Raw genomic sequence first — 21,197 nt, forward strand, 5'->3', positions numbered from 1 at the left:
AGTCATTCTCTATAATAAAACAAGTGATGTCACAGTGGCTCAGTTGGATAGAGCAACGGTCTTCTAAACCGTAGGTCGTGAGTTCGAATCTCACCTGTGACACTAATAGCATATGTAAACCATATGTATAGTGAATTAATTAATACCCGTAGATGTTGTTAAATCAACATTTACGGGTATTTTTTTCGTAAAAGTGTATGCAAACATATGCACGATATTTTGCATCTATGATAGTAGACATGTGAAATTAGCTTCCTGTTTTTGATTTAGTTAAATTATTTAACACGTTAGTTGTGATTTTTTTACGTCCTTTAGTTTCGTATCGTTAAAAAATTTTCATACACTATATTTCAGAAGTCGAGTTGCTCGACTACAGGGATTAGAAAAACAACTACAATCAATTACTGCCAATTTTGCCGTTAGACAAACAGCTGGACTAAGTCAGGCATTGATAGATCAATACCAAGATACATACATGCATAATATTTATTTAACACAAATAGAAACAGTTAACTTAACTTCTGACTTTGCTAACTTCAATGAAGATGAATTAAGAGTTATTTTATCAAAACCTTGGGCAGAAGACGGTAAAATTTTTTCTGAACGTATTTGGCAGACCTATCAAAAGGACTTGCCTAATACACTGATGGATGTGATGTTGAAGGCCACAGTTTTAGGATATAGCACACAGCGGGTGTCTAATATGTTGCAGGAACGATTCCAGAGAATTCGCCGTAATGATATTCATCGTTTAGTGATTACTGAAATGGCTCAGGCGGCAGAAGAGGCATATGCTACTGCTTATGAAGAATCTGGTATTGAGCAGTATAAATACCTAGCCACGTTGGAATCTAACACTTGCGTAGTCTGTGGTCATATGGATGGTGAAATATTTAACCTTAGTGAACGTAAGCCAGGCACTAATGCTCCGCTACTTCATCCGCGTTGTCGATACACAACAGTTCCATATATTGAAGGTTTATTGAAATCTAAAAGCCGTTGGATGCGGGATCCTGGGACTGGTAAGGGCAGACGTATTGATAATATGTCTTTTGATGATTGGAAAAAGAAATATTCCAATGGTAGTAAATCAGGTGCAGTTAATCATGATTGGGATATTAAGCCAGCCTATGGAGATCATGACAAGTCAGCCTATAAATTGTATGAAGAATTTACTAATCGTAAAAAGTTACCACAAGTTAGAATGGCTTCTAAGAATACTGGCTATTCAGTTAGTGCTATTTCAGAAGTATTTGATCATGTATTTGTTAATAAGCATTATTTTGATAATGGAAAATATCAACAATTTGATCCAGATTATGATATGTCACAATCATGGCAACACTTAATAACAAACGGTAGAAATAGTATTACAAATGCTGATATAATAATGTTGGAACATGAATTGTATGAATCTATTTTAATGAATGATGGTTTGACTTATGAAACAGCCCATAGAGAGACTGATAAAATTTACAACTATCGGAATCAATTAATAAAGGAGGGAAGAGTATATGATTAAACTATGGTTAGACAGTGAAAAGGACGATATAGTGACTTATATTTATCAAGCTGAAGATTCAGATAAAGGCACCATTTTATATAGTAAAAAACGTCAAGCTACCAAAATTGATGATGATATACTAGGAGACGTCCCTAAGATGTATTACAATCACTTACATTCAAGAATTATGAAATTTGGTGAAAATAATAAATTTCCCAAAGAAGATACAATTGCCTGGTATTAATTTATAAATAAAAGCACCCAACAATTAAGTTGAGTGCTATTTTTATACCTAAAATTATGGAGGAATATAGATATGACATTTGGAGAAGCGTTTGAGGAGGTTAAAAAAGGTAAGGCCATGAGATTACCTTATTGGAAAAAGGATGTAGCAATTAGAGCTTGCTATCCAGATTTAAATAGTGAAATGACCGCACCGTACTTGTATGTTGAATCAAGACTTGGGCGTGTGCCTTGGAAAGAAACCGATATTGAACTATTTAGTAAGGAATGGGAAACATTTTAGAAATTATTGACCTAGGCAAGTCGTAAAACTGCTTTTTGTTTTGCCTTGATGGTGGTCGCCCCACGTAAATAAAGCGAGAGAGGATGTTACAAAATGAAACGAGAATTTTTGAAACAGATGAACTTATCAGAAGAACAAATCAACCAAATTATAAGCGAAAATGGCTCTGATATTGAGAATGCTAAGAAGTCTCTTGGTGATGTTGAGTCTATCAAGACGGAGAACGAGTCGTTAAAAACTCAAATGACAGAGCGTGACAAGGATATTAAATCACTTAAAAAGTAGGTGTCAGATAATGAGGATTTATCAAAACAGTTTACTGACTTACAAGATAAATATAAAACTGATACTCAACGACTCAATGATCAACTTGGTCAGACTAAACTCAATTCAGCACTCGATACCGCCTTAACTGGTGCCAAGGTTCGCAATACTAAGGCCATCAAAGGTCCTTTAGATATGAATACCATTAAACTCAATGATAAAGATGAACTGACAGGGCTAAACGATCAGCTAACAACTTTAAAAGAGTCTGATGGTTATCTATTTGATGAAGGCCAAAAAGGCGGTTATGAACCTAAGGGTGGCAATGGTTCAAATGATAAGAACGATGTTCAAACACTAACTAATATATTTAAAGGAGAGTAATAAATAATGGCAACAATTAATTATGCTGATACATATCAACAAGCTATTTGAGTGCTGTTAATATATTAACAACTAATAATGTAGAAATATAATCTAGGTGCCAGCGATAAGGTGGGGATACTTACACGCATGTTATAGGTTCCTTGATTAACATCTATATACGATGAATCATTTTTAACTTCAATACTATTTTTCAATATAATCACTTTTCTAACAATTTATTTTAATTAAAAATTGAGGCAAAAATCTCCTGATCTTAATCAGGTAGATGAATGCTTGATAATTAACGCCGTGAGGCGTTTTTTTGATTCTCGATATACAGCTCTACAACATCTTGCGTGTGACGTGATTTGGTATTACTCATATATTATAATAATAAAATACAAGTAAGGAGGTTAAGCGATATGAGTAAAACGATGGCACAACTTCCGTATCACTATGGTGTTAAAGTGCGGATCTTTCCATCGACTGCACAGAAGCGACTAATCAAACGAAATAGTGACGCTAGCCGATTTATTTATAATGAAATGAACGGTATGAACAAAGAACTGTTCGCCCTTCGTCAAGTCAAAATACCAATTGAAGTCGTTCAAAAACGTATAGAAACATTGGAACAAAGATTGAAGACACCCTCCACTGGAATATCAAACATTCATGGTTGGCTCAACGATAGTGATCTAGACAGTTTGATGAAAGCTAATGCGATCAAGAATTATCGTGATGCTTGGAATCTTTTTTGTAAGGTGCATCGTTCTGGTACACCAGTTTTTCATAAGAAAACTACTGAACAAAAATACCAAACTTCATGCTTGTATTCGACAAAGGTAAAAGTATCCAACATGTTGACGGGTAGTGTCCGATTATTAGATAAAAGTCGGATACACTTGCCTAAAATTGGACGGGTACGTTTTAGTGGTATGCCGACTAAATTGTGGAAAAAAGCTGATATTATTCATATCGGTACAGTCACGATCTCAATGGACTCTAACGAACATTATTATGTTTCACTTCAACTTGCTTCTGAACAACCTTTCGTTACCATTGCAAAAAACTCAGGCAAGTCTTCTATTGGAATCGACTTGAATACTGACAACTTCCTGACTGATTCAAACGGTAAAGTGATAGCTAATCCACGTTACTATCGTTCTATCAAAGGTAAATTAGCTAGGGAGCAACGGAAGTTGTCCAGAAAAGCCACAAGAGCCAAAAAGGAACACCGCAAACTGATCAGCTCTAAGAACTACCAGAAACAACGTAGAGTAGTTGCCGCACTTCATATCAAGATAGCCAATCAACGTAAAAACTTCTTACATCAAACCTCAACGGCACTGGTCAAGAACCACGACTTAGTCGTTGCGGAAGAATTGAGAAGTAAAAACCTATTAAAAAATCACGCTCTAGCGATGAGTATCGCTGATGTCGGTTGGCGGACATTCTTAGATATGCTTGGCTATAAAGCTGACCTTTACGGAAAAAAGTTTGTCACGGTTGATCCTAGGAATACCACACAAACATGTCATGCTTGTGGTTTTATCATGGGTACTGAGACAACTAACAAACTTACCCTAGCTGACCGAGAGTGGATGTGTCCTAACTGTGATACATTTCATGTTCGTGATCATAACGCCGCTCAAAACATCTTAATTAAAGGCTCAGCTTAAAAAAACAACAGTCCATCGGCAACCTGTGGACTAAAAAGGCTTTGGTAATTAGCACGTAAGACCCATTGGGCGATCGCTGTATCTAAGCTAATTGTGGTCGTACCGCTATTGAGTGGTATTCTCACAAACTTCCTACTTTAGTGGGGAGTGGTTGATGAGTATCGATTAAGTGACGATTCTTGGGGCTATTTTGAGGCCACGTATAGCCCGAAACACTGCTGTATAAGTAAACGCATGTCCACCTAGACACTAATCAAGGGCAACATCGGTTATCGGCGTTGCCCTTTTTTTATACTCTATATAATTATTTATTGCTGAACAAAAATGCTTTATTCTCATTTTGTAGTTCAGAAAGTATTTCTTTTTCTTGGACAGACAATTCTATTTTTTCTTGGGGATTGAAAACTAAATTGATCCATTTAATAAATTTCATAGCCATACCTCCAATTTACCAAAAAATTTTAGAAGATATTCAATAGTTGTTTAAACATCTATTGATAATAGGAGTATAACAAATTTAAATAATAATACAAAAATTTAGATTCACTAGGTTGATGAGTTTTCAGTCATAAAAAAATAGACTATAAAAATAGTCTATAGTGAATCATTATTCAATTGTTTCTTTCTCTGACTAATGATATGTTCTAGTTCCTCTAGATCATCTGTGGTAGATTTGTTACGAATGAAACTACGCGCTGACGAGCGCATGGCAATGTAGTTTGCCCGTTCGCGGTTATTCTTGTGCCATTTCTTATTAGCACGTTTCTGTGCATCTGTTAAAACCATATTTCCTTCTCCCTTAAAAAATATACTCAGAAATTATATACATGGACTAAAAAATAAACAAGTTCATACTTTAAATTGAATAAAAAAATAAAAATGATTTAGTGAAAACCTATTCTTGTTCAATAGTTTCTATTAGTCTACAATGTTAGACAATATAAAATTATTTTATAATTCCAAAACAGGGGGTTGATTGTGAATGAAGAAGATAATCGAAACTACAACTGGCATATATCAAGGATTTGAAGAACACAATCATGTGAACTTCCTAGGGATACCATTTGGACATACGCGTAGATTCAAACGTGCTGACCGATACGAAATTGATGATCCTAAAAAAATTAATTTAGCAGTTCGTCCAGGGACACAACCCATGCAAGACAATGCTTTCAAAAATAATGAGATTCATTTTGGTGAAAGCTGTTTGAATTTGGATATTTCCACACCTGATGTTGATGGCAAGTTTCCGATAGTAATCGAATTTTTCGGCGGTAGATTTTTGCACGGTGGCAACGCTGTTAAAAAGTTATCATGGCTGGACGAACAACCATTAGTCCATATCATGCCAAACTATCGTCTAGGGCTTTTTGGATGGGGAAATATATCTGGTGGTGACACTAATGTTGGATTGTCCGATCAGTTAATGAGTATTCAGTGGGTCATCGACAATGCTGTAAAATTTGGTGGCGATGTGAATAATATTATTCTAGTCGGACTATCAGCTGGAGCTAAGTCGGTCGCAGCATTGATGGCATCTAACTCTTCATTGCTAGATAAGGTCAAAAAAGTTATTTTGTTTAGTGGAGCATTCCAAACTATCAGGAATCTAGAAACCTCACAGATGGTCATTGAGAGATTTTGTAAAACTAATAATATTTCCAGCGATAAGGACTTATTGAATTTAACCGACGATGGCTTGTTGACGGTTCAAAAAAACACGATTGGGGATCATATTGCGACTAATTGGTTTGGCCCCATCGTTGATAATGACTTGATTTCTGACAACTGGTTGAGTGTTTTGGCACAACGGGTTCAACGGACTGACTTTCAGTCGTTGATCAGTGCCGGAAGTAATGAGCAGGCTCTGTTGAACAAATATAACTTATCGAAATTAAAAAATAATGTTGTGCCGGACTTGTTTGGGAAAAATGCTGATGTAATACTTAGACAGTTACCGGCTGAGGGTGATCAGAAGGAAGCACTAGTTAAGTTGATCAGCGAAGCAATGTATAGCTTCCCAGCATATCGATCACAAAAATTCTTATCTGAAAATGGTGCGGAAGTTTACGGGAATTACTTCACAGTTCTCGATGGTCGTCATGCCGGGAATATCGAATATTTGAATACACCAACTCAGGACTTGGACATCGAGTATCGTAAAAATAGAGAATATTATCGTCAATTAGTTATTGATTTTATTTTGAGTGATAAACCTTATAATGATCAGATTAAATATGAATGGCCCTTGTTTGATGAAAATCAATTAGTTATGAAATTAGATCCGAATGATTTGAGTAGCACGTCGATGATCAATCATCAGTGGATCAAGAACATGCCGTGGCAAAACTATAAGCTATAATGTTTTTCATACGTGTTAATGAGATTTCTTTAAGTTGCTACAAAAAAATAATATTGCAATGTTAAAAAATTTATTTTACAATAACACCGTTGTGCTTAAAGTTTAAGAACTATCTCATGCTATTTGAGGTTATTTCTTAGGATTTTAGAGGTGGGATGCTTGAAAAGGGAGTATTCGTTTTTTATAACAGTTGCATTTATAATCATCGATTTAATTGTTTCTGTATTAACTCAACTCAACGTGCTTAGCAATACTGTGGGTATTGCTACGGGGATTGTGTTGATCGCTTTATTAATCTTGATAACTAAGATACTTAGAAGACTGGACTGGAAAAAGGGCAACACTGTTTTTTCATTTACAGTCGCTGTCTTTATCTTTTTGATCTTTGGTCCTTTGGTGCTTGCATCATCATTGGCAATTTAAAACTGAATATTGATTAAGGATTGAGAAAGTTTTTTGTCTCAATCCTTTTTTAGTATAATTAAGAAGTATATTTTTATGTGAGGTATCGGGATGTCCAGCACAACATGGAAAAAAGTGATTTTAGGCTCAATATTTGTGATTTTAAGCTTTTTTTATACGTTTTTGTTAATGAATCATGGGAATTCTAATTGGAATTTATTATTTGATGTTGAACGCATCAAAAGTTTAGGTAACATTTTAGTTTCTCCGACTAATTTTGATTACTGGGGTTCCTCTGGTAGCCCGGTTAATTTGTTTATGCCATGGCTAACGTTACTTCCAACTTGGGCCTTGTTTCAATTGGGTGGAGGTACGTTCAATTATTTAGTGATATTCTTCATCATCAATTTAATAACTTTTATTAGTGCATATTATTTCAGCCAAAAATTATTTGATAATACTTTACAGTCATTTTTGTTTTCGGTTATTTATACTTTGTCGTCAATAAGAGCTAGTCTGGTATTTGATAATCAAATTTCTAGTTATTTATTATTGTCAATGTTACCGATCGTCTTTTGTGGCTTATTCAAACTAATCACAGGTGAGTTTAAGTACTGGCCAGTGTTCACTGTTGGAATCATTCTGGTCATATTCACTAAACCATGGATGGCGATAGGATTAAGTGCGATATCAGTCAGCTTGATCTTATTGAGTATTTTTTCAAGGAAGACTCACAGTTGGAAACACTGGGGGATGATTATTTTAACTCTGTTTGAATCAAGTTTACTGATACTTATCTCGACCTTAGGATTTACACTACCGTTGGTAGAGCAAATGCTAGGACAAAATGATTTTTATCAAGATAAGATTGATTCAGCATATGTCAGGATTGGCAACTTTGATTTAACAAATTATTACAGTAGTGATCAAAATAAATATTTGATTATTTCGGCAGTATTTATCATCTTGGCAGTGATTATCTTATTTTTTATCAAGAGTAATCTGATCATCAAACTGTCAATTTTTGGAGTTATCATTTCAGGGTTGCTGTCTACCGATCTTGTGAGTTGGAGCAAATTTGAAGTTGTCGATCTTACACGACTTTCGTACTGCTTTGGGATTATTTGTATTTATTTGTTATTGCAAGTTGTCAGCTACCTCCTGACTGAGATAGTTCGCAATAAGTCTTCGATAGCAAAGCTATTTTTACTTTTGATGGTGATCATTTTAAGTTGTGTGCCACTTTATTTCACTGCTAATGGTATGAAAGGTGGATCACTCAACGTCAATAGTTCTAGTAGTAATCAAGTTCTAGTTCATGCGCCGCAACGTGTCAGACAAACTAAGTCGGATTTGAATAAGTTTGTAGTAGGCGGTGAAAAGAGAGAGCTTAGGACACAGACGACGCCAGATACATTTGAATTCAAGTTTTACAGTCCTAAGTCAACGGTCATCGATACGCCGGTTTGGGCATATAAGGGACGTCATGCGCAAATCAATAATGAAACTGTACCAACGACCATGTCAGCGAGAGGAACAATAAAAATTCATACGCAACCGGGCGCTAATATCGTGAAAATTGAGTATCAATATACTACGTTAGCTAAGATATCTTTGTTGATCAGTGGGCTGGGAATTTTAATACTTTGTTGGCTCGTATTGAACAAAGGACGATGGACAATTAGAAAAATTGTTTATAACAGTTGAAAAAGATTGTGATATTTGCTATATTTTATAAGTTGCAATCACTATTGCATCTACAACCGCTCAAAATTAGGTTTAAGCTTCGGCACCTAACTGGCGAGTCTTAGAAAGGAGTGTACACACTATGTACGCAATTATTAAAACTGGTGGTAAGCAATATAAGGTTGAAGAAAACGACTCAATCTTTATTGAAAAACTTGATGTTAACGAAGGAGACGCAGTTACATTTGACGATGTAATCCTTGTTTCTGACGGAGACAGTGTTAAAGTTGGAGACCCTGTAGTAAAGGGTGCTTCAGTTACAGGTAAAGTTGAAAAACAAGGTAAGGACAAGAAAGTTGTTACTTACAAATACAAACCTAAGAAGCATTCACATACTAAGACAGGTCACCGCCAACCATATACTAAGGTACTTATCGACAGTATCAAAGGTTAATTATGATTAGAGCAAGTTTTCACCAGAATGATAAACAACAGATTGATTCGTTTCTAATTAGTGGGCATGCTGACTCAGGACCTTATGGTCAAGATTTGGTTTGCGCAGCTGTTTCGGCAGTAACGATTGGAACAATCAACAATCTGGAGAAGCTTACTAAGGCCAGTCCTCAGGTTGTTATTGATGAGGTCAACGGTGGTCATTTAGGCTGTCGCTTAAACGAAGAGGTATCACACGATGCAGCTTTATTACTGGATAACTTATTTTATATTCTTAAGGATATTCAAGATAGTTATTCAGAGAACATTAATGTTCAAACAACAAATAAATTTATAGATCTTGCTTAAGGAGGTAAATCTCATGCTTAAAATGAATTTACAATTTTTCTCTCACCATAAGGGTGGTGGATCAACTTCTAACGGCCGTGATTCAGCTGGTCGTAGATTAGGTGCAAAACGTGCTGATGGACAATCTGTATCAACAGGTTCAATTATCTACAGACAACGTGGAACAAAGATTCATCCAGGTGAAGGTGTTGGCCGCGGTGGCGACGATACATTGTTCGCACTTAAAGATGGTGTTGTTAAGTTTGAAAGACTTGGCAAAGATAGAAAGAAAGTTTCTGTATACTAATTCTTATATCTTACTTGAAAGAGGACAATGTCCTCTTTTTTTTATATAATTGGCTAGAAATATTGCCATCAATAGAGAAATATTGGTAAGATAATGTATAAAGTGTTTTTTAAACGTTTAATCAATCGAGGAGAATAAAAATGTCAATTTCAGTTAATGATTTTAAGAACGGCTTGACTATTGAAGTTAAAGATGGAATCTGGCGTGTTATCGAATTTCAACACGTTAAACCAGGTAAGGGTAGTGCGTTTGTTCGTTCTAAGTTAAAGAACTTGAGAACAGGTGCTGTTCAAGAAATGACTTTTAGATCAACTGCCAAAGTTGAAAAAGCAACAATTGAAAACAAGAAAATGCAATATCTATATGCGGATGGTACAAACCACGTATTTATGGATATGAACACTTACGAACAACTATCACTTCCACAAGAGCAAATTACTGAACAATTGAAGTATTTGAAAGAAAATATGGAAGTAAACGTGTTAATGTATGGTGGTGAAACACTTGGTGTTGATCTTCCTAATACAGTTGATTTAAAGGTTGAATCTACAGAAGCTTCAATCAAGGGTGATACACAATCAGGTGGTTCAAAACCAGCTACTATGGAAACTGGTGTCGTTGTTCAAGTACCATTCTTCGTCAGCGAAGGTGATATGTTAACAATTAATACAACAGATGGTACATATATTTCACGTGCCAACTAATTTTTGATTATGGAGATAAGTTTATGGCTGAACAAAAATATGTTTCTCTACAACAAGATAGTGGAAAAGTAAAAGGTAGTGTTGAAATCTCACATCAAGTTATTGAGATCCTTTTAGGCATTGCCACTAACCAAGTAGAAGGTGTCTATGAAATGCGTGGGACACTTTCCAACATAGTTGATTCACTTTTTGGTAGAATCAACCATGGTAAGGGTGTTGATGTAGTTTTTGATGATGACAAGATTTCTGCGGATGTATTTGTCTATTTAGAATATGGCGTATCAATTCCTAAAGTATCATTGGAAATTCAAAAGTCAGCCATTGAACAACTTGAATTCATGACCGATTTAGATTTAAAAGAAATCAACGTGCATGTTGTAGGCTTGATCGCTAAGAAAGAATCTGGCGAAGTAGAACGTGTAACAACGGATAAAAAGGAATAATACAAGTGAGTATAAATAGACATGAGATAAGAGAACTTGCTGTTCAAACTCTTTTTTCCACTGAGACTACTAAAGATGATCCAGACACAGCTATTGCGTCAGTAATGGAACTGTCAGACTTAGCGGAGCAAAATGTGCCTGATTATTTGAACTTCTTAGTTTCTGGAACCATTGAAAAGCAAGATGAATTAGATACACAAATATCTAAATATTTGAAGAACAAATGGACTATTGGACGTTTATCCAGAATTGATCGATCAATTTTGCGCATCGGTTTGTTTGAAATGGAAAATAGCCTAGAAGTTCCTAAAAAAGTTGCAATTGATGAAGCTATTGAACTTGCTGGTGAGTATGGCGATAAAGATTCAAAGGCTTTCATAAATGGAATTCTATCTAACTTTGTTGAAGGGTAAAGGCTGGTCTTTTTGACCAGTCTTTTTATATGGTGAATTATAAATGAAATTATTAGACGGAAAAGTAGTAGCAGCAGCCTTAGATGAGTCGATGGGTAAGCGCGTCGAAGCATTGAAAAAAGAAAATATCATTCCCGGACTAGCGGTAATATTTGTCGGAGAGAATAGTGCTAGCACTGTGTACGTTAGAAATAAAAAACGTCGCGCCGAACGATTGGGTTTTAATTTTCAATTGTTCCATTATGATGAATCTGTGACTGAGACTGAGTTATTGAATAAAATTGATGAATTAAATCATGATGATAATATAGATGGATTTATAGTACAATTACCTTTGCCAGATCAAATCGATGAAGACAAAGTCATTCAAGCGATTGATCCGAAAAAAGACGTTGATGGATTTTCTCCAATCAATGTGGGTAATTTATGGATCGGTGATTCGACGATAAAACCAGCAACAGCTGATGGTATTATCAAAATGTTGGATTATTACAATGTCAGATTAAAGGGTAAGAACGCGTTAGTGATCGGCAGAAGTAATATAGTTGGTAAACCAGTCGCTGCCTTATTATTAGAGCGTAACGCAACCGTAACGATCTCACATATCTTCACTAAGAATTTACCTGAAATTGCAAGTAGAGCCGATGTCGTGGTAGTGGCGATCGGCGTTCCCAAATTTATTAAGCGAAATTATATCAAGAAGGGTGCAATCGTTGTCGATGTTGGTATGAATCGTGATGAAGACGGTAAATTATGCGGTGATGTTGACTTTGATAATGTTCAAGATAAGGTCAGCATGATTACGCCCGTGCCTGGTGGCGTTGGACCGATGACAATTACCTCTTTGATGGATATGACAATTGTATTAGCCGAAGAAAGAGCAAAAAGAATAAATGGATCAAAAGGATAATTCACAATATTTAACAGTTACTGCACTGACGCAATATTTAAAAAGAAAATTTGACGTTGATCCTTATTTGGGACACGTCTATTTGATGGGCGAAATATCTAATTACCGCCCGCGGCCTAACTCACATCAATATTTTTCACTAAAAGACAACAATTCAAAAATATCTGCGATCATGTTTAAGTCAGCTTTTAGTAAAGTTAAATTCGTACCAGAAGAAGGGATGAAAGTCCTTGTCAGAGGTAGGATTTCACTCTATGAAACTAGTGGTACATATCAGATATACGTTGATTCAATGGAACCTGATGGATTGGGTGCCTTGTATTTAGCGTTGGAACAGTTGAAGAAAAAGTTGGCTCAACAAGGTGTATTTGATTTACCAAAAAAAGAAATACCACAATTCCCTAAGCGTATTGCAGTAGTTACTAGCCAATCAGGAGCAGTAATTCACGATATTATGACAACTGCCCAACGACGCTATCCTATCGTCCAATTAGTTTTGTTTCCGGCGCAAGTACAAGGTGATAATGCTGCCAAAACTATCGTGGGTCAATTAAAGCGTATCAACGAGATGGGAAACTTTGACACGATCATCATCGGTCGTGGTGGTGGTTCGATCGAAGACTTATGGCCTTTTAATGAAGAAATAGTTGCGCAGGCGATCGTATCTAGTCAGATACCAGTGATATCTTCAGTAGGTCATGAGACTGATACGACAATTGCCGATATGGTTGCCGACCTACGTGCAGCCACACCCACCGCTGCAGCCGAATTAGCGACTCCAGTGTTAAGAGATGTGTTACTTCACCTTCAAGATTTGAATATGCGAATGTACAATGCTCAAAATCAAATAATTCAAAACTATCGTGATCAAGTAACTAATTATTCCCAAAATGTCTTTTTACAGCATCCTGAGCGTATCTACGAGGTATATCTCCAAAAAGTGGACAGTCTATCTAATAGGCTGAAACAGTCCATGTCGACGACAATAAGTACCTCTAAGCAAGGACTATATGACGTTGAGAATAAATTAGTCAGGAATTCACCTAGAGAGCAACTTCATTATTTTGATACTACGGTTAAAAATTTGGATCAACGAATGTGGACGTCTGTTAGACAGCTTATCAATAGTAAAAGAAATTTATTCGGTAACAAAGTGGCCGCGCTGGATTCGCTAAGCCCATTGAAGACTTTAAGTCGTGGTTATGCAATTCCGACCGATGATAATGATAAAATTTTAGGACAAATAAGTGATTATAAAATTAATAATAAGGTTAATTTGAAAGTAATTGACGGGACTGTTAGTTTAGTAACTAAAGAAATAAGTGAGGATAATAATGGCTGAGAAAAAGAAGACATTTGAGGAAAACTTGGCGGATTTAGAACAAATTGTTACAAATCTGGAATCAGGTAATGTTCCACTGGAAGAAGCAATGGAGAAATTTAAAAAAGGCGTAGCCTTGAGTAAAAGTCTCGAGAAAACGTTGAATAACGCCGAAAGTACTGTTACCAAGATCATGCAGGAAGATGGATCTGAACAGCCACTTGAAGATAAGACTGAAGGTAACGAATAATAATGGATATTAAGGACTTTAAAGAATTTCATGAAAAGGTTTTACCAGATTTCAATGAATTTTTAACTAACAAATTAACTTCTGAAATCAAACAGTCTACTTTAAGAGATGCAATGCTTTATTCATTAAACGCCGGTGGTAAGAGAGTTCGACCAATGTTGATGTTGGCGGTCGTATATTCGTGTGGGATTCAACTGGATAAATTATCAGATTATTACGACATCGCTGGTGCGATTGAATTGATACATACATATTCACTGATTCATGATGATTTACCGGAAATGGATAATGATGATTATCGTCGTGGTCAACTGTCTAACCACAAAAAATTTGGTGTGGGTCCAGCTGTTTTAGCCGGTGACGGCTTGTTGACGCAAGCATTTTATTGGATCGCAAAGTCAAATCTTGACACTAGCAAGCGAATGGCGGCCGTAAGAATATTAGCTCACAATGCCGGACCAATGGGCATGGTTGCTGGTCAAATGACTGATATCACCAAAGAAAATCGTCAGTTGAACGAAGACGAACTTACTAAACTTCATAAACAAAAGACCGCCGATCTAATCACTGCAGCAATTACGATTGGAGCATTTTGTGCAGACCATGATCTGTCAACTAATCTAGTGGAATATGCTAATAATGTAGGATTAGCATTTCAGGTAAAAGATGATTTAGATGACTTAGGTAGCACTGAAGATGCTGATAAGAATACTTTTCCTAACTTGATCGGTAAGGATGCGACAGAAGAAAAATTGAACAGTTTAGTAAAAGATGCATTCAATGCAGTATTAAAAGAGGAAAAATTCGATAAAAATTTAATGGTAAGCTTTTTGAATTATTTTAAGGATTAGGTGAAATCGATTGGCAAAAAAAAGAGTAGATGTTTTATTAGTCGAGCAAAATTTATTTGAATCACGTGAACAAGCTAAACGTTCAATTATGGCAGGTGAAGTATACAACCAGGATAATTTGCGTTTTGATAAACCGGGCGAAAAAATCGATTCTGACACGATTCTGCACGTTGTTCAAGGTGCACACAGTAAGTATGTCAGCCGTGGTGGTTATAAATTAGAAAAGGCCGTTGAGTCATTTGGTATTGATCTAACTGATAAAATCTGTCTGGATATCGGTTCATCAACTGGTGGATTCACTGATGTAGCATTGCAAAATGGTGCTAAGTTAGTTTACGCCTTAGATGTTGGCTACAATCAATTAGCATGGAAACTCAGAAGTGATGATAGAGTCGTCGTCATGGAACGAGTAAATTTCCGATACAGTAAACCTGAAGATTTTCATGAAGGCTTACCACAATTTGCGATGACCGATGTTTCGTTTATTTCTTTGGAATTGATTTTGCCACCCATGTTCAATATCATCGTACCCGGATCTGAGGCTGCCTGTTTGATCAAGCCACAATTTGAAGCTGGACCAGAGAATGTTGGTAAGCATGGAATTGTTCGTGATCACAAGGTTCATCAAATGGTCTTAGAAAAGATCTTGAGCTTCGCAAAGGAGACAGGTTTTATCGTTAAAGGGTTAGATTTTTCACCTATCAAAGGTGGAGAAGGAAATATTGAATTCTTGATGCACATTCAAAAACCAGAAGATGGCCAAGAGGGCAAAATTTTAGACAACGTTTCGATTAGTGATACTATGGAAGCTGCTTATTCAAGTTTGAACAAATAGGTGAAAATATAAATGCTGAAAGAATTAATAATTAATAATTTTGCTATTATTAGTGAGTTACAAATTAATTTTAAAAACGGAATGACGGCTTTGACGGGTGAGACCGGTGCGGGTAAATCTATCATTATTGATGCTTTAGGATTGTTAGTGGGAAGCAGATCATCAGTTGATTTTATTCGTACTGGCCAAGACAGTTTAAAGGTGCAAGGATTATTTGAGGTAAAGGCGAATAGTCCTATTTTTGACGTTTTGGATAAGTATGGGGTCGATCATGCAGATAAGTCTATTATCATTAAGCGCGAGATCAATCGGAAAGGTCGCAATGTTTGTCGGTTAAACGATGAGCTCGTGAATACTGCAACTTTGAAAGAAGTTGGCAAGTACTTAGTTGAGATTCACGGCCAAAATCAACAACAAGAATTACTGGACGAGGATAATCACATTGATATTTTAGATAGATTTGCGGATGACAAGTTGACCGAAATGTTGATAAACTACCGTGATCTATTTGAAGATTATCAAGCAAAAAAAGCTAGACTTCGTGCAATCCAAAAGGATTCACAAAATTTAGCTCAAAGAATTGACATGTTGAAATTTCAGACTGAAGAGATTGATAGTACACAAATCAAGAAGGGTGAGGATGACGATCTCGAAGAGGAGAAAAATCATCTTGCTAATTTTGAAAAAATCAGTAGTTCATTGCAAGAAAGTTATCGAGTTTTGTCGGAAAACAATATCGGGGTCGTCGATGCGCTGGGTAACGTCCGCGAACAGTTAGACGATATTAGTGGTTATGACAAGGTATATAAGGAACTCTATGATTCTATCAATGGTGCGTATTATCAGATTCAAGATGACATGTCGACAATTTCCGATCAACTGGAAGGCTTAGACTTTGATGAGAGTCGCTTAGATGACATCCAAAAACGATTGATAGTACTAGACAATTTAAAAAAGAAATACGGTCCGACTTTGGATGAAGTCATTGAATTCGGTGTTAACGCTTATGATGAGTTGTCCAAAATAGATATCGATGATTCCACTGAAGCCAGATTGATCCAAGAGATTCAAGATGAACAAGATCAATTGATGCAACTCGGTAAGCAGTTATCCGATGAACGTCATCAGGTTGCTACTGGGCTTGAGAAGGCGATCAATTACCAACTCAAAGAATTGTATATGAAAAATGCAAGATTCGATGTTGGATTCAAGACTTTGGACGAGACTGCAATCACAGAAAAGGGTATCGATCAAATCAGATTCAATCTGAAGACCAACATTGGTGAGGACTTTAAACCACTTGCTAAAGTTGCGTCTGGTGGTGAGTTATCTCGTGTGATTTTAGCTTTTGAAGCCATCATCGCTGAAAAAATGAATGTCGAAACTATTATTTTTGATGAAATCGACACCGGAGTGAGTGGCCGTGTGGCACAAGCCATTGGAGATAAGATCTATCGAGTAGCTCAAGCTGTCCAAGTGCTATGTATCACACACCTGCCACAAGTTGCTGCAATGAGTGATCGTCAATTCCAAATCGAAAAAAAGATCACTAAGAACAAAACTAGTACTTCAGTTTCGTTACTTAGTGATCATGAAAGAATAGATGCAATATCATTGATGCTGGCCGGTACTAAGGTGACTGATCTAACCAAAGAACATGCGCAAGAATTACTTGAACTTGCACAAGGCGAACAAAAAAGATTAGACTAGATTGATAGATTTTATTTGGTTTAATTCGACAATTTTGAAGAATGAATTATTTATTTCTAAAATATATTTATTTTGATTGATTCGTCTTATCAGCTTGCCATGATACTGTTCATCGTTTACCATAGTTACAATAATAGAATATTGTTTATCGAAACTTTGTTCAGCGAAGATATCGAGTTGCTTAAAGGGCATTTGCTTGAGGTGTGTGTATCCTAGTTTAAAATCAAAATTCTTATCAATGAATGTAGCAGTATTGGAAAGGATTGTTTTGGCTAATGTATTGTTGGCATGTGATTGTTTTACTTGCATATTTGGAACCCCCCGAACACTTGTTTGTGTCTTTATTATACGAACCCCTGTTCGTTTAAGCAACCATATTTTAATTTTTCTTAATTATTTTTTCTTCCGAATGCCGCAAAGCCTTGAAAACACAATAAATCTATTGCATTATAGATATCATAATATAGATAAGTAGGGATAGTTAAATGTCAACAAGGGGAATGTTAATCGTATTGTCAGGTCCTTCCGGTGTGGGTAAAGGAACTGTTAGAAAAGCTATGTTAAAGAAGTCGTCGATCAGATTTGATTACTCAGTCTCGATGACTACTCGTAATATGCGACCTGGAGAAGTTGATGGGGTTGATTATTATTTCCGAACAAATGAAGAGTTCGAAGAAGAAATCGCTAATGATGGAATGTTGGAATATGCCAAGTACGTTGACCATTATTATGGAACACCATTGAAGTATGTAAATGAAAAATTAGATGCTGGAACTGATGTTTTACTTGAAATCGAAGTTAATGGTGCCATGCAAGTTCGAGAAAAAATGCCTGATGGTGTTTTTATTTTCTTAACACCACCAGATCTTCCTAGTTTACGTCGTCGAATCACACATCGCGGAACAGATGATGTTAATACGATCGATAAACGTATGGAACAAGCAAAAAGAGAAATTGAAATGATGTCAAACTATGACTATGCCGTAGTTAATGATAAAATACCTAATGCAGTCAAAAAAATCGAAGGTATAATTAGAAGTGAACACTTAAGAGTGCCACGTGTAATTGATAAATACAAAAAAATAATAGGAGAATGATAGTATGATTATTTATCCATCAATTGATAAATTATTAGATAGAGTGGACTCACGTTACTCATTAGCTGTTTTAGCAGCCAAAAGAGCTCATGAATTAGAAAATGGTGACATTGAATTGTTAAGCAAGTACGAATCACCAAGAACTATTGGTAAAGCGTTTGAAGAAATTGCTGATGACAAAATTGAGATCGATCCAGATTCAATCTTGCTTGAAAAAGAAGCAGAAAAGATTGAAGAAGAGAAAAAAGAAGAAGAATAATCATTTCCTTCACTGATTGTCGACAAGATAATAGTGGAGGATTTTTTATTATTAGGTTAAGTTTACAAATTGAGAAATGGTGGTGAAAAGTTATGTCAGTTGCAGAAGTAATTGTAGATGTTCCAACTATGCAAACAAATCGGCCATTTGAATATGCGATCCCCGAACAATTACTGGATATCATCGTACCTGGCATGCGAGTTGAAGTGCCATTTGGTCGTGGTAAACGAAAGATCCAAGGTTTCGTGATGAAAACAAAAGACACGAGTAACTTTTCTGGAAAATTAAAACCAATCAGCAGAGTGATTGATTTGAGGCCCGTTTTGACACCAGAAATGTTGGATCTATCTTATTGGCTCGCTGACCAAACGTATTCATTTCAAATATCTTGCTTACAGACTATGTTGCCCAGTGTGATGAGGGCTAAGTATAAGCAATTTGTTGAACCGATAACAGAATATGCTAATGACCAAGAGGTACGTGAATTGTTAGGTGACGAAGATGCCTTAGAAGTTAAGTCTGAGATGCCAGATGAAACGATTCGTTTGATCAATCGATTGAGACGCCAGAATAAAATTGAAATTAATTACGTAGTTGAGAATCAAGCTAGACAATTGAAGCGACAGGCTATCACTACAGAATTGAATCCAATTCAATTGCGTGAAAAAAGAAACAACTTACGTAGTAATGCTAAGTCACAATTAAAGTTAGTTAATTATTTGATTGATAATATTGATAATCTACCAATTGAAATGAGTGAGGTGGAGAATACCGAAGATATTTCTAGATCAACAATTAAGACAGCTGAAAAAAACGATATCTTAAAAGTGATTGAAATTACCAAGCGTCGTAAACCTACCGGTATCATCGCAGATAAAACTGTAAATTTAGATTTAACTGATGAACAGCAACAAGCTGTTAATCAAATAACTACTGCAATCGATGAGTCACAGGCTGAAACTTTTTTGATTGAGGGTGTGACAGGCAGTGGTAAAACAGAGGTCTATCTACAATCAATAGAACGGGCCTTGAACCAAGGACGATCAGCTTTGATGTTAGTGCCTGAAATATCTCTGACGCCACAGATGGTCAATCGTGTTACTGGTAGATTTGGTGACAAAGTAGCTGTGCTACATAGTGGATTATCCAGTGGTGAGCGTTATGACGAGTGGACTCGAATTGAAAATGGTAGTGTAAAAGTCGTTGTTGGTGCTCGTAGCGCTGTTTTCGCTCCACTAAAGAATATCGGTCTGATCATTATTGATGAAGAGCATGAAGCAAGTTATAAGCAAGATGACAATCCCCGTTATCATGCACGTGATGTTGCGTTGTGGCGCGCTAAGCAACATAAATGCCCAGTTGTATTAGGTAGCGCAACGCCCAGTCTTGAATCTCGTGCGCGAGCCCAAAAGGGTGTTTATCAAATGATTCATATGACGAAGCGTGTTAATGATCATCCGTTACCACATGTTCAAATAATTGATATGCGAGATGCTGAAAATTCTGCTGTCAAAGGTGATATCTCACCGCTGTTACAAGATAATTTGTATCGTGCCGTCAAGCGCAATGAGCAAGCTATCATATTACTTAATCGTCGCGGTTACTCGTCATTTATGATGTGTCGAGAATGCGGATTGACTCTTAAATGTCCTAACTGTGATGTGTCGCTGACCTATCACAAAGACTTATCGCGAATGAAATGTCATTATTGTGGTCATGAAGAACCCGTGCCCCAATTTTGTCCCAATTGCCACAGCAAAAAAATCGGTTTTTATGGAACCGGGACTCAAAACATTGAACAACAATTGAATGATTTATTGCCAGATGCACGCGTCTTGAGGATGGATGTTGATACAACGAGACGAAAAGGAGCACATGCTAAAATTATCAAAGCTTTTGGTGAGCACAAAGCTGATATCTTGTTAGGAACACAAATGATTGCTAAGGGTCTAGATTTTCCAAACGTTACGTTAGTCGGAGTTATTAATGCGGATACGACTTTGAGTATTTCGGACTATCGTGCCAGTGAGAGGACATTTCAATTATTAACACAAGTCAGTGGTCGAGCTGGTCGAGCTGATAAAGAAGGACATGTCATTATCCAAACGTATAATCCAGATCATTATGCGATCAGAGATGCCGCTATTCAAGACTATGAAACCTTCTATAAACAAGAGATGTACTTGCGTCATCAATCTAATTACACGCCTTACTACTTCACAACATTAGTGAGTGTCGCACATCAAGATGAAGGACAGGCATTGAAACAGTGTTATTGGCTGAAACGTCAATTACAATCAGCTTTGTCAGAGCAAGCTATTTTGTTAGGACCTAGTCCAACGATGATTTCTCGTAAACAAAATAAATATTATTATCAAATTATTGTAAAATATAAGAATGAACCGCAATTGCATCAAAAATTATTAGATATTTTGAACGATACACAGGCGGATACAAAAAAAGGATTCACTATCGCAATCGATAACGAACCGCAACATATTGATTAATGAAAGATCAATGATGGATTA

The 21,197-nt window shown here is 36.3% G+C and carries 25 protein-coding genes, 1 tRNA gene, 1 pseudogene and 1 other annotated feature; of the genes and pseudogenes, 24 read left to right on the forward strand and 3 right to left on the reverse strand.

Translation table 11 applies throughout. The annotated features are described in order from the left end of the window. Positions 1 to 28 precede the first annotated feature (28 nt). From AC27FM_RS08845 to AC27FM_RS08870, 6 genes and pseudogenes are all read left to right on the forward strand, one after another. Positions 29 to 102: transfer RNA gene (locus AC27FM_RS08845), tRNA-Arg, on the forward strand. Positions 103 to 448: 346 nt separating this feature from the next. Continuing rightward, a complete protein-coding gene (locus AC27FM_RS08850) occupies positions 449 to 1,522 on the forward strand; it encodes a minor capsid protein (RefSeq protein ID WP_487087451.1) in 1,074 nt (357 codons plus the stop codon). Continuing rightward, a complete protein-coding gene (locus AC27FM_RS08855) occupies positions 1,515 to 1,748 on the forward strand; it encodes a hypothetical protein (protein WP_487087453.1) in 234 nt (77 codons plus the stop codon). The genes AC27FM_RS08850 and AC27FM_RS08855 overlap by 8 nt, the downstream gene beginning before the upstream one ends. A gap of 72 nt (positions 1,749 to 1,820) precedes the next feature. After that, positions 1,821 to 2,030 (forward strand): Thoeris anti-defense Tad2 family protein, encoded by a 210-nt coding sequence (locus AC27FM_RS08860; RefSeq protein WP_487087455.1) that lies wholly within the window; start codon positions 1,821 to 1,823, stop codon positions 2,028 to 2,030. Positions 2,031 to 2,147: 117 nt separating this feature from the next. Further along, positions 2,148 to 2,678, forward strand: a pseudogene (locus tag AC27FM_RS08865) (phage scaffolding protein). Between the two features lie 404 nt (positions 2,679 to 3,082). Beyond that, entirely contained in the window at positions 3,083 to 4,339 is a 1,257-nt protein-coding gene (locus AC27FM_RS08870) for an RNA-guided endonuclease InsQ/TnpB family protein (protein ID WP_487087457.1), read from the forward strand. Between the two features lie 304 nt (positions 4,340 to 4,643). On the opposite strand, the gene AC27FM_RS08875 is transcribed toward AC27FM_RS08870, so the two are convergent. Both AC27FM_RS08875 and AC27FM_RS08880 read right to left on the reverse strand, forming a co-directional pair. Then, a complete protein-coding gene (locus tag AC27FM_RS08875; protein ID WP_487087459.1) occupies positions 4,644 to 4,772 on the reverse strand; it encodes a hypothetical protein in 129 nt (42 codons plus the stop codon). A 161-nt stretch (positions 4,773 to 4,933) separates the two neighbouring features. Further along, entirely contained in the window at positions 4,934 to 5,125 is a 192-nt protein-coding gene (locus tag AC27FM_RS08880) for a hypothetical protein (RefSeq protein WP_487087461.1), read from the reverse strand. 196 nt (positions 5,126 to 5,321) lie between these two features. On the opposite strand from AC27FM_RS08880, the gene AC27FM_RS08885 reads away from it, so the two are divergent. The 15 genes from AC27FM_RS08885 to recN all read left to right on the forward strand — a co-directional run bounded on the left by AC27FM_RS08885 (position 5,322) and on the right by recN (position 17,313). Then, positions 5,322 to 6,701, forward strand: a complete 1,380-nt coding sequence (locus AC27FM_RS08885) for a carboxylesterase family protein (RefSeq protein WP_487087463.1) — start codon at positions 5,322 to 5,324, stop codon at positions 6,699 to 6,701. A gap of 159 nt (positions 6,702 to 6,860) precedes the next feature. After that, on the forward strand, positions 6,861 to 7,124 hold the full coding sequence (locus AC27FM_RS08890) for a hypothetical protein (RefSeq protein WP_487087464.1): 264 nt from the start codon (positions 6,861 to 6,863) through the stop codon (positions 7,122 to 7,124). A 90-nt stretch (positions 7,125 to 7,214) separates the two neighbouring features. Next, complete coding sequence (locus AC27FM_RS08895) at positions 7,215 to 8,810, forward strand: hypothetical protein (RefSeq protein ID WP_487087466.1); 1,596 nt, start codon at positions 7,215 to 7,217, stop codon at positions 8,808 to 8,810. Between the two features lie 44 nt (positions 8,811 to 8,854). Beyond that, positions 8,855 to 8,921: a sequence feature (ribosomal protein L21 leader region), on the forward strand. 10 nt (positions 8,922 to 8,931) lie between these two features. Next, positions 8,932 to 9,243, forward strand: coding sequence for a 50S ribosomal protein L21 (rplU, locus tag AC27FM_RS08900; protein WP_487087467.1), 312 nt, complete (start codon positions 8,932 to 8,934; stop codon positions 9,241 to 9,243). A gap of 2 nt (positions 9,244 to 9,245) precedes the next feature. Further along, the gene (locus AC27FM_RS08905) at positions 9,246 to 9,590 is read left to right on the forward strand and encodes a ribosomal-processing cysteine protease Prp (RefSeq protein ID WP_487087469.1); all 345 of its coding nucleotides are present in this window, start codon (positions 9,246 to 9,248) and stop codon (positions 9,588 to 9,590) included. Between the two features lie 13 nt (positions 9,591 to 9,603). Beyond that, the gene (gene rpmA / locus AC27FM_RS08910; protein WP_487087470.1) at positions 9,604 to 9,876 is read left to right on the forward strand and encodes a 50S ribosomal protein L27; all 273 of its coding nucleotides are present in this window, start codon (positions 9,604 to 9,606) and stop codon (positions 9,874 to 9,876) included. Positions 9,877 to 10,016: 140 nt separating this feature from the next. Beyond that, positions 10,017 to 10,580 (forward strand): elongation factor P, encoded by a 564-nt coding sequence (efp, locus tag AC27FM_RS08915; RefSeq protein WP_487087472.1) that lies wholly within the window; start codon positions 10,017 to 10,019, stop codon positions 10,578 to 10,580. 23 nt (positions 10,581 to 10,603) lie between these two features. Further along, positions 10,604 to 11,023: an Asp23/Gls24 family envelope stress response protein gene (locus tag AC27FM_RS08920; RefSeq protein WP_487087474.1), complete on the forward strand. Its 420-nt coding sequence runs from the start codon at positions 10,604 to 10,606 to the stop codon at positions 11,021 to 11,023. Positions 11,024 to 11,028: 5 nt separating this feature from the next. Then, on the forward strand, positions 11,029 to 11,436 hold the full coding sequence (gene nusB, locus AC27FM_RS08925; RefSeq protein WP_487087476.1) for a transcription antitermination factor NusB: 408 nt from the start codon (positions 11,029 to 11,031) through the stop codon (positions 11,434 to 11,436). A gap of 43 nt (positions 11,437 to 11,479) precedes the next feature. Beyond that, positions 11,480 to 12,346 (forward strand): bifunctional 5,10-methylenetetrahydrofolate dehydrogenase/5,10-methenyltetrahydrofolate cyclohydrolase, encoded by an 867-nt coding sequence (locus tag AC27FM_RS08930; protein WP_487087478.1) that lies wholly within the window; start codon positions 11,480 to 11,482, stop codon positions 12,344 to 12,346. Continuing rightward, positions 12,330 to 13,688, forward strand: coding sequence for an exodeoxyribonuclease VII large subunit (gene xseA, locus AC27FM_RS08935; protein ID WP_487087480.1), 1,359 nt, complete (start codon positions 12,330 to 12,332; stop codon positions 13,686 to 13,688). The genes AC27FM_RS08930 and xseA overlap by 17 nt, the downstream gene beginning before the upstream one ends. Further along, positions 13,681 to 13,917, forward strand: coding sequence for an exodeoxyribonuclease VII small subunit (locus AC27FM_RS08940; RefSeq protein WP_487087482.1), 237 nt, complete (start codon positions 13,681 to 13,683; stop codon positions 13,915 to 13,917). Before xseA ends, AC27FM_RS08940 begins: the two co-directional genes overlap by 8 nt. Before the next feature lie 2 nt (positions 13,918 to 13,919). Next, positions 13,920 to 14,768, forward strand: a complete 849-nt coding sequence (locus AC27FM_RS08945; RefSeq protein WP_487087484.1) for a polyprenyl synthetase family protein — start codon at positions 13,920 to 13,922, stop codon at positions 14,766 to 14,768. Positions 14,769 to 14,778: 10 nt separating this feature from the next. Further along, positions 14,779 to 15,603 (forward strand): TlyA family RNA methyltransferase, encoded by an 825-nt coding sequence (locus tag AC27FM_RS08950; RefSeq protein ID WP_487087486.1) that lies wholly within the window; start codon positions 14,779 to 14,781, stop codon positions 15,601 to 15,603. Positions 15,604 to 15,615: 12 nt separating this feature from the next. Next, entirely contained in the window at positions 15,616 to 17,313 is a 1,698-nt protein-coding gene (gene recN / locus AC27FM_RS08955; RefSeq protein ID WP_487087488.1) for a DNA repair protein RecN, read from the forward strand. On the opposite strand, the gene AC27FM_RS08960 is transcribed toward recN, so the two are convergent. Next, positions 17,305 to 17,622, reverse strand: a complete 318-nt coding sequence (locus tag AC27FM_RS08960; RefSeq protein ID WP_487087490.1) for a hypothetical protein — start codon at positions 17,620 to 17,622, stop codon at positions 17,305 to 17,307. The two genes, recN and AC27FM_RS08960, sit on opposite strands and share 9 nt — an antisense overlap. Positions 17,623 to 17,798: 176 nt before the next feature. Between AC27FM_RS08960 and gmk the strand changes: the two genes are divergently transcribed. The 3 genes from gmk (at position 17,799) to priA (ending at position 21,176) form a co-directional block, all read left to right on the forward strand. Then, entirely contained in the window at positions 17,799 to 18,410 is a 612-nt protein-coding gene (gene gmk / locus AC27FM_RS08965) for a guanylate kinase (protein WP_487087492.1), read from the forward strand. Between the two features lie 4 nt (positions 18,411 to 18,414). Beyond that, positions 18,415 to 18,669: a DNA-directed RNA polymerase subunit omega gene (gene rpoZ / locus AC27FM_RS08970; RefSeq protein WP_487087494.1), complete on the forward strand. Its 255-nt coding sequence runs from the start codon at positions 18,415 to 18,417 to the stop codon at positions 18,667 to 18,669. A 92-nt stretch (positions 18,670 to 18,761) separates the two neighbouring features. Beyond that, a complete protein-coding gene (gene priA, locus AC27FM_RS08975; RefSeq protein WP_487087496.1) occupies positions 18,762 to 21,176 on the forward strand; it encodes a primosomal protein N' in 2,415 nt (804 codons plus the stop codon). Positions 21,177 to 21,197 lie beyond the last annotated feature (21 nt).

Source organism: Companilactobacillus sp. y65-5 (genome assembly GCF_057541095.1).

Excerpts from the sequence above, each read along its gene's own strand:
- AC27FM_RS08930 (WP_487087478.1), top strand. The coding sequence starts at position 11,480 with ATGAAATTATTAGACGGAAAAGTAGTAGCAGCAGCCTTAGATGAGTCG.
- AC27FM_RS08960 (WP_487087490.1), bottom strand. The coding sequence starts at position 17,622 with ATGCAAGTAAAACAATCACATGCCAACAATACATTAGCCAAAACAATC.
- AC27FM_RS08895 (WP_487087466.1), top strand. The coding sequence starts at position 7,215 with ATGTCCAGCACAACATGGAAAAAAGTGATTTTAGGCTCAATATTTGTG.
- AC27FM_RS08920 (WP_487087474.1), top strand. The coding sequence starts at position 10,604 with ATGGCTGAACAAAAATATGTTTCTCTACAACAAGATAGTGGAAAAGTA.
- AC27FM_RS08870 (WP_487087457.1), top strand. The coding sequence starts at position 3,083 with ATGAGTAAAACGATGGCACAACTTCCGTATCACTATGGTGTTAAAGTG.
- AC27FM_RS08945 (WP_487087484.1), top strand. The coding sequence starts at position 13,920 with ATGGATATTAAGGACTTTAAAGAATTTCATGAAAAGGTTTTACCAGAT.
- AC27FM_RS08860 (WP_487087455.1), top strand. The coding sequence starts at position 1,821 with ATGACATTTGGAGAAGCGTTTGAGGAGGTTAAAAAAGGTAAGGCCATG.
- efp (WP_487087472.1), top strand. The coding sequence starts at position 10,017 with ATGTCAATTTCAGTTAATGATTTTAAGAACGGCTTGACTATTGAAGTT.
- gmk (WP_487087492.1), top strand. The coding sequence starts at position 17,799 with ATGTCAACAAGGGGAATGTTAATCGTATTGTCAGGTCCTTCCGGTGTG.
- AC27FM_RS08940 (WP_487087482.1), top strand. The coding sequence starts at position 13,681 with ATGGCTGAGAAAAAGAAGACATTTGAGGAAAACTTGGCGGATTTAGAA.
- recN (WP_487087488.1), top strand. The coding sequence starts at position 15,616 with ATGCTGAAAGAATTAATAATTAATAATTTTGCTATTATTAGTGAGTTA.
- AC27FM_RS08875 (WP_487087459.1), bottom strand. The coding sequence starts at position 4,772 with ATGAAATTTATTAAATGGATCAATTTAGTTTTCAATCCCCAAGAAAAA.
- xseA (WP_487087480.1), top strand. The coding sequence starts at position 12,330 with ATGGATCAAAAGGATAATTCACAATATTTAACAGTTACTGCACTGACG.
- AC27FM_RS08885 (WP_487087463.1), top strand. The coding sequence starts at position 5,322 with ATGAAGAAGATAATCGAAACTACAACTGGCATATATCAAGGATTTGAA.
- AC27FM_RS08880 (WP_487087461.1), bottom strand. The coding sequence starts at position 5,125 with ATGGTTTTAACAGATGCACAGAAACGTGCTAATAAGAAATGGCACAAG.
- rplU (WP_487087467.1), top strand. The coding sequence starts at position 8,932 with ATGTACGCAATTATTAAAACTGGTGGTAAGCAATATAAGGTTGAAGAA.
- priA (WP_487087496.1), top strand. The coding sequence starts at position 18,762 with ATGTCAGTTGCAGAAGTAATTGTAGATGTTCCAACTATGCAAACAAAT.
- rpmA (WP_487087470.1), top strand. The coding sequence starts at position 9,604 with ATGCTTAAAATGAATTTACAATTTTTCTCTCACCATAAGGGTGGTGGA.
- AC27FM_RS08905 (WP_487087469.1), top strand. The coding sequence starts at position 9,246 with ATGATTAGAGCAAGTTTTCACCAGAATGATAAACAACAGATTGATTCG.
- rpoZ (WP_487087494.1), top strand. The coding sequence starts at position 18,415 with ATGATTATTTATCCATCAATTGATAAATTATTAGATAGAGTGGACTCA.
- AC27FM_RS08855 (WP_487087453.1), top strand. The coding sequence starts at position 1,515 with ATGATTAAACTATGGTTAGACAGTGAAAAGGACGATATAGTGACTTAT.